This window comes from Cecembia rubra (assembly GCF_003014575.1).
Taxonomy (GTDB): Bacteria; Bacteroidota; Bacteroidia; order Cytophagales; family Cyclobacteriaceae; genus Cecembia_A; species Cecembia_A rubra.
Window position 1 is genome coordinate 223,310 of the sequence record NZ_PYGF01000002.1, and the last position, 15,873, is coordinate 239,182.

General features: G+C 39.5%; 15 protein-coding genes. 4 read left to right on the top strand and 11 right to left on the bottom strand.

The features are described from left to right. Window positions 1-11 precede the first annotated feature (11 nt). From CLV48_RS05760 to CLV48_RS05770, 3 genes are all read left to right on the top strand, one after another. The gene (locus CLV48_RS05760) at window positions 12-1,394 is read left to right on the top strand and encodes a RagB/SusD family nutrient uptake outer membrane protein (RefSeq protein WP_106566313.1); all 1,383 of its coding nucleotides are present in this window, start codon (window positions 12-14) and stop codon (window positions 1,392-1,394) included. A 153-nt stretch (window positions 1,395-1,547) separates the two neighbouring features. After that, window positions 1,548-2,336 carry an endonuclease/exonuclease/phosphatase family protein gene (locus tag CLV48_RS05765; protein WP_106566314.1) on the top strand — a complete coding sequence of 263 codons (789 nt, stop codon included), beginning with the start codon at window positions 1,548-1,550 and terminating at the stop codon, window positions 2,334-2,336. A gap of 54 nt (window positions 2,337-2,390) precedes the next feature. Next, a complete protein-coding gene (locus CLV48_RS05770) occupies window positions 2,391-3,275 on the top strand; it encodes a 3-keto-disaccharide hydrolase (protein WP_106566315.1) in 885 nt (294 codons plus the stop codon). A gap of 14 nt (window positions 3,276-3,289) precedes the next feature. On the opposite strand, the gene CLV48_RS05775 is transcribed toward CLV48_RS05770, so the two are convergent. From CLV48_RS05775 to CLV48_RS05800, 6 genes are all read right to left on the bottom strand, one after another. Continuing rightward, the gene (locus CLV48_RS05775; RefSeq protein ID WP_106566316.1) at window positions 3,290-4,174 is read right to left on the bottom strand and encodes a dienelactone hydrolase family protein; all 885 of its coding nucleotides are present in this window, start codon (window positions 4,172-4,174) and stop codon (window positions 3,290-3,292) included. Window positions 4,175-4,367: 193 nt separating this feature from the next. Next, complete coding sequence (locus CLV48_RS05780) at window positions 4,368-5,309, bottom strand: DUF4097 family beta strand repeat-containing protein (RefSeq protein ID WP_106566317.1); 942 nt, start codon at window positions 5,307-5,309, stop codon at window positions 4,368-4,370. Window positions 5,310-5,321: 12 nt separating this feature from the next. Continuing rightward, entirely contained in the window at window positions 5,322-6,107 is a 786-nt protein-coding gene (locus CLV48_RS05785) for a hypothetical protein (protein ID WP_146140070.1), read from the bottom strand. Between the two features lie 101 nt (window positions 6,108-6,208). Further along, window positions 6,209-7,240 (bottom strand): outer membrane beta-barrel protein, encoded by a 1,032-nt coding sequence (locus CLV48_RS05790; RefSeq protein ID WP_106566543.1) that lies wholly within the window; start codon window positions 7,238-7,240, stop codon window positions 6,209-6,211. Between the two features lie 19 nt (window positions 7,241-7,259). Further along, window positions 7,260-8,030, bottom strand: a complete 771-nt coding sequence (locus tag CLV48_RS05795; RefSeq protein ID WP_106566319.1) for a hypothetical protein — start codon at window positions 8,028-8,030, stop codon at window positions 7,260-7,262. Next, on the bottom strand, window positions 8,023-8,595 hold the full coding sequence (locus CLV48_RS05800) for an RNA polymerase sigma factor (protein WP_106566320.1): 573 nt from the start codon (window positions 8,593-8,595) through the stop codon (window positions 8,023-8,025). Before CLV48_RS05800 ends, CLV48_RS05795 begins: the two co-directional genes overlap by 8 nt. Before the next feature lie 99 nt (window positions 8,596-8,694). Here CLV48_RS05800 and CLV48_RS05805 point away from each other — a divergent pair, with 99 nt between their 5' ends. Then, window positions 8,695-9,840 carry a diaminopropionate ammonia-lyase gene (locus tag CLV48_RS05805; RefSeq protein ID WP_245889497.1) on the top strand — a complete coding sequence of 382 codons (1,146 nt, stop codon included), beginning with the start codon at window positions 8,695-8,697 and terminating at the stop codon, window positions 9,838-9,840. Here the strand turns inward: CLV48_RS05805 and CLV48_RS05810 are convergent. From CLV48_RS05810 to mltG, 5 genes are all read right to left on the bottom strand, one after another. Beyond that, window positions 9,830-11,029, bottom strand: a complete 1,200-nt coding sequence (locus CLV48_RS05810) for an acetate/propionate family kinase (RefSeq protein ID WP_106566322.1) — start codon at window positions 11,027-11,029, stop codon at window positions 9,830-9,832. The genes CLV48_RS05805 and CLV48_RS05810 overlap by 11 nt on opposite strands. A 193-nt stretch (window positions 11,030-11,222) precedes the next feature. After that, window positions 11,223-13,322, bottom strand: coding sequence for a phosphate acetyltransferase (gene pta / locus CLV48_RS05815; protein ID WP_106566323.1), 2,100 nt, complete (start codon window positions 13,320-13,322; stop codon window positions 11,223-11,225). Between the two features lie 84 nt (window positions 13,323-13,406). After that, complete coding sequence (locus CLV48_RS05820; protein ID WP_106566324.1) at window positions 13,407-14,360, bottom strand: YihY/virulence factor BrkB family protein; 954 nt, start codon at window positions 14,358-14,360, stop codon at window positions 13,407-13,409. Between the two features lie 11 nt (window positions 14,361-14,371). Further along, on the bottom strand, window positions 14,372-14,779 hold the full coding sequence (locus tag CLV48_RS05825; RefSeq protein WP_106566325.1) for an acyl-CoA thioesterase: 408 nt from the start codon (window positions 14,777-14,779) through the stop codon (window positions 14,372-14,374). 1 nt (window position 14,780) lies between these two features. Beyond that, a complete protein-coding gene (gene mltG / locus CLV48_RS05830; RefSeq protein ID WP_106566326.1) occupies window positions 14,781-15,821 on the bottom strand; it encodes an endolytic transglycosylase MltG in 1,041 nt (346 codons plus the stop codon). Between the last annotated feature and the right edge of the window lie 52 nt (window positions 15,822-15,873).

Sequence of the window (15,873 nt, forward strand, 5' to 3'; positions counted from 1 at the left end):
AGCTGATAATCATGAAAAAATTGCACAAATATATCGGAACAGCGGCTTTGGCAGCAATGAGTTTGTTCGCTTGTAATCCGCTTCAATTAGATGAAATTATTGATCCAAACAATCCATCAGTTCAGAGTGTAAGCAATAATGCTTCCAGAGAACAGATCCAGTTTTTGATAACAGGTTTGGAGTCCAGACATAGAGATTATGTATTCAATGTAACGGCTGCTTGGGGTACGTTCGGTAGAGAAGTTTGGTACCTTAACGCTTCTGATCCGAGGTTTCAGACTGATTGGTTAGGGCAAAGTGGTAGGGTGCCTGACAGGGCTTACTTTGGTTTTGGTGTCACAGGAGGTGGTTCTTGGGCATCTCCTTATCAGGCGATTAAGCAGGCTAATGTCCTCATAGATGCTGCACAAAATGCTGCAACTTTAAATGAAGCAGATAAAAGAGCTGTTTCTGGTTTTGCCAAAACTATTAAGGGTTACCAGTTTATGATTCCAGCAAATTTTGTTTATCAAAATGGAATCAGGATTGACGTGACGGACCCTCTAAAACCTGGACCTTTTGTACCCTATGAGCAAGCCTTGGACTATATCAAGTCAGTATTGGATGAAGGTGATCAGGACCTTGCTGCGGCTGGTGCGGGTAATTTCCCTTTGAGGCTTACTCCCGGTTTCACTGGATTCAATACCAATGCCGCTTTGAGACAGGTAAATCGGGCTATCACCGCCAGATTAAATGCTTATAGAAAAGATTGGACAGGAGTGCTTTCCGCACTTGAGGGTTCTTTTATGAATTTAAATGGCAACCTAAATGCTGGACCTGCCCATCCTTATGGCGCACCACCTGATCTGTTCAATCCTATCTTCTACGTTCCCAATGCCTTGGTGACCACCATGATTGTAGTACATCCATCAGTACTTAGGGATGCTACTCCAGGAGATCTTAGGGTTGCAAATAAGTTTTTGCAAAGAACAGCACCCCCAGTAACGGTTTCAACTGACGTGGGGACATTGGTAGGAACTCATCAGGATAGAAGGTGGGCAAGCAATACTTCTGCTATTCCTTTTATTAAAAATGAAGAACTGATCCTTTTGAAGGCTGAAGCACATGCTAATTTGGGTCAAACTGCCCAAGCTGTTGAGGCTATCAATATCATCAGAAATGCAGCGGGAATAGGGAATTATTCAGGAGCAACTACTCAAGCCGCTTTGATTAATGAGATCCTTTATCAAAGAAGATACTCTCTTTGGTTAGAGCCTTGGGGCCACAGATGGATAGATGCTAGGAGGTACAATAAACTCAATGAGATAGATGTATCCTTTGATGGTGGGACAGTTTTTACTCAGTTCCCTCATCCACAAGCTGAAGTCAACTGGGATAATTATATTGGAAATTAATTTCAATTAGTAAAAGAAAGAAGCTGTCCAACAAACCGGACAGCTCTTTTTTTTAGTGAAATTTTAATTTTGGTGAAACCTTATGGACCCAGTAAGATTTCGGGATAGCATAAACGTACAGGTTGTTTAAAGCAGAAAAAATTTGGCATATCAATGAAATACCTTTTACTGGTACTATTATTATTCTTACAATTTACCGATGTCATGTCACAGCATCAATTAAGGATATTGACTTACAATATTTACCATGGAGAAAACCCTTATCAAACAGGCAAATCCATTACAGAGGAAGTCGGTGAATTCATCAGGTCGATCAATCCTGATTTGGTGGCACTTCAGGAAGTTGACAGCATGACGCTCCGGACAAAAGCTTTTGCAGGCAAGAAACTTGACCTGACCAATATATGGGCTGAAAAGACAGAAATGAAGGGTTTCTTTGCAAAGGCAATTGATTTTAGTGAGGGAGGATATGGTGAGGCTGTATTTTCCAGGTTTCCTGTTGAATTTGAATCCATAATGCTGCCCACACCAAAAGGAGGGGAGGGTAGGAGCATGGCCGTTGCCCATGTTCAATTGGAAGGAGGGATCAAAATAACTTTTGCCGGCACCCATCTTTGTCATGAATTTGTAGATAACCGCAGTGCTCAGGTTAGGGCTATAATAAATTATTTTAAGGATTATTCTCATCCTGTGATAGTCGTCGGAGATTTCAATTTTGAAGCTTCCGAAAAAGGCTACAGCTTAATGGAAGATGCTTTTTTTGATGCCGCAAAAGTCAGTGGACAATTAAAAAACACTTATCCCACTGACCATCCTGACATCCGTATTGATTACATTTGGTTAATGAAAAATACTGAATGGGATATTGATTTTTTCAAGGTTATGGAAGAAATTCAATATTCGGATCATTTGGCAGTATTTGCAGTCGTCAATTTCAATTGATCTATTATATCAATTTAAAAACATTTAAAATCATTCATACTCTTTCCCCAGCCGATGAAGACAAATACATTCAATTTAGCTTATTATTTACCAGTGCTGTTTGTATTGAGTTTATTTTCCTGTTCTCAACAAAACCGCCAAAATGAAGGAGAAGATGTTCAGTGGATACAGCTCTTCAATGGTGAGGACCTGGAAAACTGGATTGTAAAAATTGCAAAACATGAGCTTGGGGAAAATTTTGCGAATACTTTCCGGGTAGAAGACGGCTTGATGAAAGTGCGCTATGATGGCTATGAAGATTTTGACTATCAGTATGGACATATATTTTACAATAAGCCTTTTTCCCATTACGTGCTCAAAGTGGAATATCGATTTGTTGGAGATCAAGTCAAAGGGGGTGAAGGATGGGCCTTTAGGAATTCAGGGGCTATGCTCCATGGGCAAGATCCACATACCATGCTTAAAGACCAGGATTTTCCTATCTCTATTGAAGGGCAACTATTGGGTGGAGATGGAGTAAATCCAAGATCGACAAACAACCTATGCACCCCTGGTACACATGTTGTGATAAATGGGGAATTATTTACCCCGCATTGTGTTAACTCCAGTTCTAAGACTTATCATGGGGATGAATGGGTGACGGCAGAGTTTTTGGTGTTGGGAGACTCTGTAGTGCATCATATAATGGAAGGGGAAGCAGTACTTACTTATTCCAAACCCCAGATAGGAGGGGGAAATGTTGCCAATTTTGACCCCATTGTAAAAAAGGATGGTACACCATTAAAAGGAGGATACATTTCACTTCAAAGTGAAAGCCATCCCATTGATTTTAGAAATGTTGAAATCCTTGACCTTTCTAGATGGGCAACCTCACCCAAACATTTGGATTCAATTCTAATGAAGGAAGGTTATGGGGCTTTTACATCCAATAGGAAATAAAAGCCCAAAAACCATTACAGGTATTTTCTGAAAAACTCAATGCTGCGTTTCCAAGAGAGTTCGGCTGCATCTTTGTCATACCTTGGTGTGGAATGATTATGGAAACCATGGTTTACACCTGGGTAGAAATATGTGCTATAGGTTTTTTGGTTAGCAATAAGGGCTTCCTCATAAGCTGGCCATCCTTCATTTACCCTAGTATCCAATTCAGCATAGTGAATAAGTAGTGGGGCTTTAATGGAAGGAACATCTTCAGCTGCAGCTTGTCCACCATAATATGGAATACCGGCTTTAAGGTCCGGAATCCTAACAGCCATCATATTGGTTATCCAACCACCAAAGCAAAAACCAACCACACCAACGCTTCCATTGCAGTTTTCATGAATTTTCAAAAACTCATAAGCAGCGATGAAATCTTCTAGCATTTCATCCCTGTTCCTTTGGGCCTGCATGGTTCTTCCTTCATCATCGTTGCCTGGATACCCCCCAAAAGGTGTTAGGGCATCAGGAGCGAAAGCAATATATCCATCGATAGCTGCCTGCATTGCAACATCTTCTATGTATGGATTAAGTCCACGGTTTTCATGTACTACCACAATTCCAGAAAGTTTCCCCTTGCTTTCTTTAGGTATGCAAAGCAGCCCCTTCATGGTGCCTGCTCCTTTTGGAGAATTATAAGTTACATACTTAAAATCAATCCTTGGGTCATTTTCCTTAAACCTCCTGGCTTCTGCGTAATTGGGCATCAAAAATGATAGCATGGCTGTGACAGTGAGACCACCAACAGCGTATTTGGAAAGTCTTTCGGTAAACTCTCTTCTGGAAATTTTTCCATGAACATAGTAATCATACATGTCAAAAATCTCCTGATCCAGGTCTTCTTTTTTGATAGGGTGCATGTTGATTGAATTTGTTAAGTCTTTTGGGATTTGTGAAGCTTCTAAAATACAGCTTTTAGTGAAGAGTTTAACTCATTCTGTATGCCGTTGGTGTAATAAATTGACAACATATAAAAGTAATAACTCTTGTAAAGCAGGATGGTTTTTGTAATTCCTTCTTGCTTTACAAGAGTTTTAAAAAATTAGTCTGGTATTAATGGTTTACAATGGTAATGTTACCGGAGGTAATTCCTCCCCTTATTGTCTTAGTAGATCCATTATCGATATTCAGGTTACGGCCTGCTCTAGAATTTCCAACAGTGATGTTTCCCGATGTTGCGCTCAGAAAATAATTGAAATCATTCAAATTGGAGCTGGTCTGAATTTTGAAATTTCCAGAAGTTCCACTTATTCTGGTTTGGTCTCCGAGTCCGACATTAACCGCATTGAAATTTCCAGATGTGACTTTCAAATCCCCAAGTTCTGATACATTTTCCAATTTGGCATTACCTGAAGTAAGGCTGATATGGGCCGTTCCTGCAATTGAAGTTGCTTTCATTCCGCCACTGCTGCAGGAAAATTCCAAATCGCCTTTAATATCCGCAAATTCAGATGAGCCTGAACCAACTATTCCCTTTATATTTCCTGTTATTCCCGACAACTTTATCGAACCTGATCCTGCATTTGCATGTATATTGCTGTTTATATTGCTGCCGGATATTCTACCTGAGCCAACAGATAGTTGGGTTTTCTCAGAAACAACATTTTCAACATGGATGGCTCCGGATCCTCCTTTGATGTCAAGTTCCATTTTTTGTGGGCCACTGATTTTTATATGGCCTTTTGTGCGCATATTACCTATGGTTACCCGGTTTGAGCTTACCTGGTGGGTAATCTTCAAAACATTGCCTACTGTCACAAAAACGATATCCTGTTCATGATTATTTGACTCCAAAAATGCATTGACCTTAACTTCGGAATTGTTGTTGCCAATAAATTCAACTTCTAATGCCCCTCCTGAAACTTCAATTTTTGTAATTCCTGAAAAGCTTTTATTGACATCGACCAAAGTTTTCATTTGGGCAAAAGCTTGCATTGGACCTCCTACTAATAAAGCTATTGTCCAAATAATTGATAATTTGATTGCGTTCTTCATAGTTTTAGATTTTTAAAGGATTAGACCAAAGCTTATTGCATTTACTTTTGGCCCTTTGTCTTTTTGGAAATAATCATACAAGTCGTAATTCAGGAAAAGATCAACTTCTCCTACCCCAATTTCTAGTCTTCCGCCATAGCGGAAGTTATTGGCAAACATGTTGGCACGTTCGAATAGCTTGTTTCGATTGCCATTGTCATCATTGTAAACAAATTTTCCTCGTCCGCCTAATCTAAATCCAGCATATGGTCCTACACCAAGTCGAAAATTGCCATTGTTGGATTTGATTGTAGGGATGAGTGCCAGATTCAAATAAGAGGCAGATATTTTGGATTTCACGCCTTGACCGTCAAAATCCTCAAAGATTATTCCCTGATTGTTTCTTAAGGCTTGTAGATTTCTGTCTTCAAACTTAAAATTATACCAAGAGACACCAATTAAGGTATTCAATTCAAAGTTTTTACTTGGCTGATAAGCATGCCTTAGATTAATTGCTGGATTCCAACTTCCCCAAGGCCTAACTTTTGGTGCTTCACCAGAAGGTAACCAGGTATTGATTCCTATGTCAAAACTCAAATCTGTTGATTCCTTGTTGTGCTTTTTTTCCTTTTCAGTTGCCTCAAAAGTTTTGTGCTTTGGACTGAATTCCCAAGTTTTCTTCCCATCACCATGAACCGTTTTTTCAATTTGCATATCGAAAACCGTAAAAACTTTGGTGCGGGATTTTGCTTCATCCTCTTGGCCAAATGACCAAGAGGAAAGCAACATTGCCAATAAAATAATAGTGGTTTGTTTCATATGGTATTATTTTGAATATCACAGGTCGCCTGTTTTGACCTTATGATTGTCCTTTTTACAGGGAATAGCTACTCAGGTTTATCTTCTGTCCCTTTTTGCTTTTAGAAAATCACCCCAAAACTTAGGGCGTTTAATTCTGGGCCAGCACCTTTTTCAAATAATGGGTTCAGATCATAAGTAGTGAAGAAATTGAATCTGCCAATACCTACCTCTCCTCGGATACCATATCTAAAATTATTTAGATAAATACCGGTGTTTTGACTTTCTTTTCTTCTTCCACCACCATCAATAGGCCTGTAGACATATTTGCTCGTTCCTCCCAATCTATATCCTGCATAGGGTCCTGCTGCAATTCTTAACCCTTTTCTTCCATTATCATTCATTTTGCCAAAATCCAGTCTAAAAAGTGACATGGCTGTCAGATAGGAAGCTGATATTTTGCTTTTGAAACCGTCAACATCTGTCCTTTGTATAAAATCAATTTCTCCATCACCGCGTACCGCCTGGAAATCACGGTTTTCAAATTTGAAATTGTACCATTGTACGCCCAATCCAATGTCCCAGTTGAATCCCTTACTGATTCTTTGGCTGGCCATCCAGTTAAGTCCTAAATTCCAGCTTCCCCATCCTTTTACAGCGTATGGAGCACTGCTTCCTGGGAAGTTTCCGTTGGCATCAAGGTAATTGTTTATACCTAGATCGAGATTGAAATAAGTTCTGAAAGGAGGGTCACTTGCTTTTCTGCCTCTGGTTTCAACCTTTACTTTTGTATTGCCAGGATTGCTTTCATCTACCAAAATTTTGACTCCACCCACCGTGACCTCAGTTTTATTCCAGTCTTCGGTTACCTTGACAATTTCTTTGGTGCCTTTTTTTCCTGACACTTCCACCACAACCAATTCACCTGTCTGTTCGTCGATTTTTAAATCAAGTTCACTGATGATCTGGTTGACGTTCATGTTCTTAAGTTTATCAAAGTCCTCCTTGTTGTCCACAACAAGGACTATTTTTCCAGACTTCCCAAACTCTATAAGAATGGTATCTTTTTCTACCTGATTATTAGTTTCCAGTTTGGTTCCGAATGCCAACTGAACAAAACCCAGCAGGCAAAACAAGAGCAGATATTTTTTCATGGTTTCGTTTTCTAAAATTTTATTTACTTCTTTCTTTTCTTGGAGTATTGCTGGCAAAGAGGTTCTCTTTTGCATCCTGCAGGTCTGCAAAACCTTGTTCTACTTTTTCCAAAAATGCCCCGATTTTATTGACATTGTTTTCTAATCCCTCGATGATATTTTGTTTCTTCGTTTCCTCTTTTAATCCGTTGGATTTGATGGTGATACGATATGAAATGGTTTCTTCCTGAGCTTCTTCCTTTTCTTGGGTTTCGCTGTTAAAGGCGATAGTTTCACTTAGTTTTAATTCTGGAAGTGAAATTTCAGTCACCTGAGGAATATTTTCATCTAACCTGATTTTTTCGATAATGGGCTCATTATTTGCAAAAAGAGGGGTGTTTGGTTCTATTGATTTCTGACTAGGCTTTTTGTTCTGGTGATGTGAAGGCTTGTATTCTTCAGCATCTTGTTCAATGACTTGTGCTTGCCTATCTATTGTTGCATTTTCGATAGTTTCCATTCCTTCCATGCCTTCATTTGCCTTATACTTTTGATCAGCCGGAATTGCTTCTTTATTTTCAGCCACCTGCACATTTTTAGTATCACCTGTGTTGGATACCTGCCAGAAGATGTAGCCAAATCCCAATATAAGTAGGAATATGGCTGCCGATTTCCACAGTGGACTGAAGCCGGGTTTATTATTCCCTAAATTTTGGTCCAGTCTCTCCCAGACCAGATGCGAAGGTTTTTCCTCGTGTTCGACCAGTTTTTCGCGGAAATACCGGTCCAATTGATTTTCTTGATTAGCCATTGATCCTCCTTTCTTTGGTTTGTAAATCGGCTATTTTTTGTTTCAATACATTTCTTGCTCTATTGAGTTGGGATTTGGAAGTCGATTCTGTAATTCCCAAAAGATCCCCAATTTCAGCATGGCTATATCCTTCCACCGCATAAAGATTAAATACTGTCCTATATCCCACTGGCAAACCTTTGATAAGATCCATTAAATCCGAGGTTTCTAAATGGTTAAGTTCATATCCAGCATCTTCTACCTCTAGGTGACTTTCCACCTGCACGACTTCCATATTAAGGTGTCGTGAGTTACGCAATGTCAGAAGCGCTTGAGTCACCATGATGCGTTTCATCCAACCCTCAAAACTCCCTTTTGACTCAAATTGAGGTAATTTTTCAAAGATCTTCATAAAGCCTTCCATCAGCACATCTTCTGCCAGCTCCCGGTCTTTTACATATCGGATACAGATGGCCAAAAACTTTCTGGAATAGGTATGATACAGCTGCTCTTGAGCCTTTCGGTCATTTTTGAGGCAGGCTTTGATAATCTCCTGTTCCGTTGTAAAAGTTTTTCTAAATAGCATTAGGTTTGGTTTTCAATAATGTAGATACAGCTTGATAAAAATAGGTTGCACTGCCTTCATAAAAAATTTTAATTTTTTTTATTTAAGCCTATTAACTTTATGAACAGCCACTTTCTATTACTCATGACAAAGTCCTACATACCATATTTCTTAAATCAACCTGATTTTAGGATCCCCCAAAATATTACTACTGACATTCTCAAGGAGAAAGATGCTTTGGCTTTTCACCTATCCCTGGCAGAATATCAGCACACACCTTTAATTTCATTACCAGCTTTAGCCAAACATTTGGGAATAGGAAAGTTATTTGTCAAGGATGAATCTAAGAGATTTGGCCTAAATGCATTCAAAGGGCTTGGGGCTTCTTTTGCAGTTTTTCAGATTCTTCAAGATAAGCCAGACATGAAGGTTTTTTGTACGGCTACGGATGGAAATCATGGACGGGCGGTGGCTTGGGCTGCCCAAAAATTTGGTAAAGAGGCTGTGGTTTTTGTTCCCTCAGATACCACTTCTAATAGGATCCAAGCTATAGAAAAGGAGGGAGCTAAGGTAATACAATTGAATAAAAATTATGATGATACCTGTGCCTATGCAGAAGAGATGAGTATAAAAAATAACTGGGAACTGGTGCAGGATACTGCATGGGAAGGGTACGAGACTATACCTGCTTTGATCATGGCAGGTTATCTTACCCAATTTAAGGAACTTGAAACCGATTTGCATCCCAGGGAATTTCCAGAAGTAGATGTAGTTTTTCTTCAGGTAGGTGTAGGAAGTTGGGCAGGAGCTGCTGCCTATTACTACCTCCAAAGGTATAGTTCAAAAGGTCCTGCTCTGATTTCTGTAGAGCCGGAAGGCTCATCAGGTTTACTGGACTCCTTTAGAAGTAGTCAAAGAGTAGTTCCAAATAATCCTTCCTATACCATCATGGCTGGATTAAACTGTGGGATTCCTTCACTTTCAGGTTGGGAACTATTAAAAAATGCCATAAGCGTATCTCTCAATATCCCAGATATTCAGGTGGAGGAAGCTATTCGTTGCTTATATTATCCATTGGAAGATGATCCAAGAATAATTTCAGGTGAATCCGGTGCTGCTGGACTAGCAGGATTGTTGGCCATGATGCAGGATCCGGTTTTTCAGCCCGTCCGTCAGCAACTGGATATAGGTCCACATTCCCGTATTTTGGTTTTTAATACAGAAGGTGATACAGATAAGGAAAGTTTTCAAAAGATTATTTCCTGACTATTTCAAAGGTTTGCTGGCCAATTTCCAACTCCTCATTGGTAGGGATAACCAATATTTTGACAGGTGAACCTTTTTGGTTCACTTCCCTAATGGTTTGGGTTTTTTGGCTGTTGAGTAGGAGGTCCAATTGTATGCCAAAGAAATCCATGCCCTTGCATACTTCCGCCCGCATGTCCGGGTCATTTTCTCCAATTCCTGCAGTGAAAACAATCGCATCAAGACCTTTGAGAACTGCAGTAAATGAACCGATGTACTTTTGAATCCGATAAGCATACAATTGATAGGCTAATTTGGCATCCTTATTACCTTCTTCAATGGCTTTTTTCACATCCCTCATGTCACTGAATCCGGAGAGGCCCAAAAGGCCACTTTTTTTATTCAAAATTTCATTTACTTCTTTAGAGCTGTATCCTCTTTCATTGATAAGGTGAAAAATGATAGATGGATCAATATCTCCGGCTCTTGTACCCATAATCAGACCTCCCATAGGGCCAAGTCCCATACTTGTATCGATGGATTTTCCCGAATCAATGGCTGTCATACTACATCCATTTCCCAAGTGGATAGAGATGATTTTGGCATTTGGGTTTTGAAGGTATTTGAGCGCCTTTTTGGATACGTATTGATGGCTTGTGCCATGGAAACCGTATGCCCTGATGCCCAATTGAGAGTACATTTCTTTTGGCACAGCATAGCGGTAAGCCAATGGGGGCATAGATTGATGAAAAGCTGTGTCAAAAACAGCTACCTGTTTTGCGTTAGGGAAAATTCGCTCTGCTACGGTAATTCCTAGATAATTTGGTGGATTGTGAAGTGGTGCCAAAGCAAATAGTTCTTTGATTTTAGCTTTTACTACTTCGGTTATTAAGGTTGTGGATGCAAATTGCTCTCCTCCATGTACCACTCGGTGGCCTATGGCTTCTATTTCGGAATTGTCTGAGATTGATCCTTTTTCAGTGTCTTTGAGGAGTTCGGTGACCTTAAGCAGTCCCGCTTCATGATCTTGTATGGGAGTTTCTATCAGGAATTTTTCTTCCTTTCCGGACTTTAAGTTTTTATGTGTGATGGTAGACCCTTCCAGACCAATCCTGTCCACCAATCCCGAGCACAGCGGTTGTTCATTTGGCATCTCAAAAAGCTGGTATTTCAAAGAGCTGCTTCCTGAATTCAATACGAGTATTTTCATAGCATTAATTTGCTTTTTCTATGGTTATTGATGTACGTTTGGATCCAGAGTTATAAAACTCAACACTCCTTGGTCCTGCGTTTGGAAACACAGGGTAACCTAAGTCGCCAAAGGAATTATTTTTAACTACGTCCGGAAATCCGAAATCCGCATCCCTACTTTTCTTTCCCTCCACATGGTACAATATCCTACCTCAATCTTCCTGAGCTTGAATCGCTGTAATTATTACTGTATTGAAAATATCATCTACAGTACATCCTCGGCTAAGGTCATTGACAGGTTTATTGAGGCCTTGGAGCATTGGTCCAATGGCAATGGCTCCGGTTTCCCTTTGAACAGCTTTGTAGGTGTTGTTACCTGTATTTAGATCAGGGAAGACAAGTACAGATGCATTTCCGGCCACTTCAGATCCAGGCATTTTTTGTTTTCCGGTCACAGGATCTACTGCCGCATCATATTGAATTGGGCCTTCTACCTTGATGTCTGGTCTTTTGGATTTGACTATTTCAGTTGCTTTCCTAACTTTTTCCACATCTTCTCCAGTTCCGGAATCTCCTGAGGAATAAGACAACATGGCTACTCTTGGTTCAATACCAAACTTGGTACTGGTATCCGCAGAGGAGATGGCAATCTCGGCAAGTTCTTCCGCTGTTGGGTTGATATTTATGGCGCAGTCACCAAAAACAGTTACCCTGTCAGCCAAGCACATAAAGAAAACAGAGGATACAAGTGATATGCCTGGCTTTGTTTTGATAAATTGTAAAGCAGGCCTTATGGTATGTGCAGTGGTATGAATCGCTCCTGAAACCATTCCGTCTGCATGACCTTTGTGGACCATCATGGTGCCAAAATAGGCTACATCAGTCATTAAGTCTCTTGCTACCTCCATAGGCATGTTTTTGCCTTTTCTCAGTTCATAAAGCGTATTCACATAATCATCAAAATATAGGGAATCTTGTGGGTTGATGATTTGACAGTTTTCTTGATTGATACATAGTCCCAACCTGGCAATGCTTGCTGAGATTTCATTGATATCACCTAATAATGTAACATTGACAATACCCTGCTTGACCAGTCTGTCTGCGGCCTTCAATATCCTTTCATCTTTACCTTCCGGAAGTACGATATGCTTTTTCCGGCTTTTTGCCCAGCTGACCAATTGGTATTGGAACATTCTAGGGGTCATCCCTACAGGCCTGAATGCGGCAATTTCTTTTTCCAAAGCTTCCAGATCCATAAACTTCCTGAAAGTATTGATGGCAACATGGATTTTATCAGTATTGTCAGGAGTAATTTTCGAGTGGATACCGGCCACTTTGGTAGCTGCATAAAATGAGGGTTCTTCTACCCTAAGTATGGGAACTGAAATATTAGAACCTTCCATTAGGCGGAGAACGGAATCAGCTATCTCGAAGCCACCGGTCAGGACAATACCAGAAATCTTGGGGTAATTCTTTGATAAATTTGCCTGAAGTGAAGCCATAATGATATCGGCCCTATCCCCTGGAGTCACGATCAAGACGTTTTGTTTGATATGTTTGAGGAAATTGGAAATCTGCATAGCTCCAAAGATGAAATGATCTGCCCTGTTGGAGAGATGTTCTTCGCCAAAAAGAACCTCAGCATTGAGCAGTTCTTTAACCTCTTTCATGCTGGGACTTTTTAGCTCTGTTATATTGGGTATTACAGTTACAAGAATATCTTTTTTTAGGTGGCATATCAATTGGGTTTTAACCTCCTCCAATTCACTGGCCTCTACTTTATTGACTACTACCCCAAGAACTTTTACTTTTCTTTCAAGAAAATTATTGATGGTGACATTGACCGAATTAGTTATCTGTTGCACAGTTTTGCCCTCACCGGTAGTTACAATCATTACAGGTGTGCCCAGGTTTTTTGCAATAGTGGCATTGGCATCAAACTCAAAAGCTGTTCCTTCACCCAAAAAATCACTTCCCTCGATAATTGTAAAATCATAGGATTCTTCCAGCTTTTTGTATTTGCTTATGATGGTATCAATAATTTCGCCCTGCAAACCGGATTCTGCCAAAATGTTAGCTTCTTCTCTGGTGTAGGCATAGGCTTTTTCATATTGAATGGGCAGCTTGAAATGCTGGATCAAAGTATCTATTTGTGCGTCTCTTTTAATTTCCGGTTTTTCGTTGATAATGGGTTTGAAATATCCAACCTTTTGGGTTTTGGCCAATAACATATCAACGATTCCTAAAGCAACGGTAGATTTTCCACTGTATGGTTGGGCGGTAGCTATAAAAATACTCTTTTTGGTTTCCATTTTGACGTTGGTTTATGATGGGCAAAATTATAAAGGTTTACCAATCCCATTCTTGATGAAATTGGTGACCAAACATGACATTAATCATGTTAATTTATTTGCAAGTTTGGCAGAAACAGCCCGTCTTTCAGCTGCCTTATCCAAACTTACATTTATTTCAAAACTGATAAGAATAATTAGTGAAGTGATAAAAAGCCACAACATTACAGCAATCATGGCTCCAATGGATCCATAAAGTTTGTTGTATGTGCCAAAATTGTTCAAATAAAAAGTAAACAAATAAAAACTAAAATTGATCAGAAAACCGGCTGTAATAGAACCTGCTGAGAAAAACTTCCATTTATCATGAACAGCCGGAGCAAATCTAAAAATATAAGCTGTAGCTAGAGTAAATAGCCCTAGCAATACAATGAATCTGAAAATGGTCAATAAGTAATAATAAAGATTGCTGGATACTATTTCCCATTCCGAAATATGATACAAAACGCTGCTGCCAAGTATCATTACTACAACGGCTCCACAGATAGCTAATACCAAAACAATCACAATTGTGATGGCTATTATTCTAGTAGTCCAGAATGATCTGTTTTCTTTGGTCCTGTATACGGCATTAAATGCATTCATCATGCCTACCACACCATTGGTTGAAAGGAATAGTGCCAGGAAAAAACCTATAGAAAGTAAGCTTTGTCTGGGTTTACTGACAATATCCATGATGGTCGATTCGGCTTCTTGATATATACTTGCCGGAATCAGGTCTCCAATAAATAAGAGGATATTTTGTGTGGTTACATTGGGGAAAAAGTGGCCAATGTAAGGGATCATGTTCAAAAGGAACAGCAAGAGAGGAAACATGGCCACAGTAAAGCTAAATGCCATGGCTCCAGCCCTTTCATTTAGATCATCTTTCTTCAATTGCTCAAGAAATATCCTGCCTACATCATAAAGGTTTTGGTCAGGATTTCCTAAATGGAATTTCCTGAGGAGTTTTGCTTTTCGGGTAAACTTTATGGAAAATAATCTTATCCTTTTTTTCACTTAAAAATGGATTATTCAAAATATGGACGCAATAAATCTAATAAATATTGCGGAGGTCTGCAGGGTTTATGGCTGTCTTTTTTCAAAAAGGTCAATGTGGTCCATCCTTTGGTAATCAATTCTTGGGACTCATTGATAACTTCATATTCAAATTTTATCCGGATGCCGGGAAGTTCAGGAATTTTTGTTTTGATGGTCAACAACTCGTCATATTTTCCGGGCTTCATGAATTGGGTGTGGAGTTCTAAGACAGGCATCATGATGCCATCCTCTTCCATCTGCTTGTATGAAAATCCAGCCGAGCGCAGTGCTTCCACTCTCGCTACTTCGAAGTACATGGCGTAATTCCCATAATAAACATAGGCCATTTGGTCTGTTTCCGCGTATCTTACTCGTACTTGTGTTTCGGCTTGGAACATATCAATAAATATTAGCTTTGGTTAACGCAGCTTGATACTTTCTTGCATTGTTAAGGTGCTCATTAAAATTACTAGCAAAAGCATGGTAGCCTGAAAAATCATCTTTTGCACAAAAATAGAGGTAATCATGCTTTTCATAATTTAGGACAGCATCCAGAGCATTTATTTCGGGCAAATTAATTGGCCCAGGAGGAAGTCCTGTATATTTATAGGTATTATAAGGACTGTCAATTTCTTTATGTACATTAAGCACCCTTCTGATGGAGAAATCCCCAGCAGCAAATATTAGAGTGGGATCTGCCTGAAGGGGCATATTAATTCTTAGTCTATTCATATAAACTCCTGCCACCTTTGATCTTTCATCAGTTTTTTGAGTTTCAGCCTGTACTATGGAAGCCAAAGTGGAGACTTCTGTTGGACTTAAACCAATATTTTTAGCTTTTTCTTTCCTTTCATCTGTCCAAAATCTCTCATACTCCCTGTACATCCTGTCAAATAAATTTTCTGGACTTGTATTCCACCACAACTCATAAGTGTTAGGGATGAACATGGACATAACAGTCTCATCTTCAAAGCCAAACTTCATAATGTACACTGAGTCTGACATTAGGTCTAAGAATTGTTGTGGTACTATTTCCAAATTTCTTGTCAATTTTTCAGCGAGGTCCTCTTTGGTTCGTATATTGTTAAAAGTAACTTTCACAGGAGTTTGGCCTCCCCGGAGTATACGGATCAAATTAAGGTTATTGGTCTTTGGGTGGATAGTGTATAATCCTGGTTTGACAGCCTCTTGATAGTCCAAAACCTTGGCTACAAAGCTAAAAGTAATGATGTCATTGATGACCCCGTTGTTGTACAAACTATCAGACACGTTTTTGAAAGTGGCGTTGCTGGGTATTTTTAACAAATAAGGATCTTCTTTGTCCACTAAAGCGTTAGGGCTAAAAAAGGCCTGATAAAAATAGAAGGATAAAGAGGTCAACATCACAGAAAAAGTGATGATTACAATGAGGTAGATTTTAGTTTTTTTATCTTCAAACATAATTTGCACTTCAAACACAAGAATAACGGCAAAAATAGACAATTTTGTTCAT

Bases quoted from the DNA above. Each gene is read 5' to 3' on its own strand.
- CLV48_RS05760 (WP_106566313.1), top strand. From the start codon at position 12: ATGAAAAAATTGCACAAATATATCGGAACAGCGGCTTTGGCAGCAATG.
- CLV48_RS05765 (WP_106566314.1), top strand. From the start codon at position 1,548: ATGAAATACCTTTTACTGGTACTATTATTATTCTTACAATTTACCGAT.
- CLV48_RS05770 (WP_106566315.1), top strand. From the start codon at position 2,391: ATGAAGACAAATACATTCAATTTAGCTTATTATTTACCAGTGCTGTTT.
- CLV48_RS05775 (WP_106566316.1), bottom strand. From the start codon at position 4,174: ATGCACCCTATCAAAAAAGAAGACCTGGATCAGGAGATTTTTGACATG.
- CLV48_RS05780 (WP_106566317.1), bottom strand. From the start codon at position 5,309: ATGAAGAACGCAATCAAATTATCAATTATTTGGACAATAGCTTTATTA.
- CLV48_RS05785 (WP_146140070.1), bottom strand. From the start codon at position 6,107: ATGAAACAAACCACTATTATTTTATTGGCAATGTTGCTTTCCTCTTGG.
- CLV48_RS05790 (WP_106566543.1), bottom strand. From the start codon at position 7,240: ATGAAAAAATATCTGCTCTTGTTTTGCCTGCTGGGTTTTGTTCAGTTG.
- CLV48_RS05795 (WP_106566319.1), bottom strand. From the start codon at position 8,030: ATGGCTAATCAAGAAAATCAATTGGACCGGTATTTCCGCGAAAAACTG.
- CLV48_RS05800 (WP_106566320.1), bottom strand. From the start codon at position 8,595: ATGCTATTTAGAAAAACTTTTACAACGGAACAGGAGATTATCAAAGCC.
- CLV48_RS05805 (WP_245889497.1), top strand. From the start codon at position 8,695: ATGAACAGCCACTTTCTATTACTCATGACAAAGTCCTACATACCATAT.
- CLV48_RS05810 (WP_106566322.1), bottom strand. From the start codon at position 11,029: ATGAAAATACTCGTATTGAATTCAGGAAGCAGCTCTTTGAAATACCAG.
- pta (WP_106566323.1), bottom strand. From the start codon at position 13,322: ATGGAAACCAAAAAGAGTATTTTTATAGCTACCGCCCAACCATACAGT.
- CLV48_RS05825 (WP_106566325.1), bottom strand. From the start codon at position 14,779: ATGTTCCAAGCCGAAACACAAGTACGAGTAAGATACGCGGAAACAGAC.
- mltG (WP_106566326.1), bottom strand. From the start codon at position 15,821: ATGTTTGAAGATAAAAAAACTAAAATCTACCTCATTGTAATCATCACT.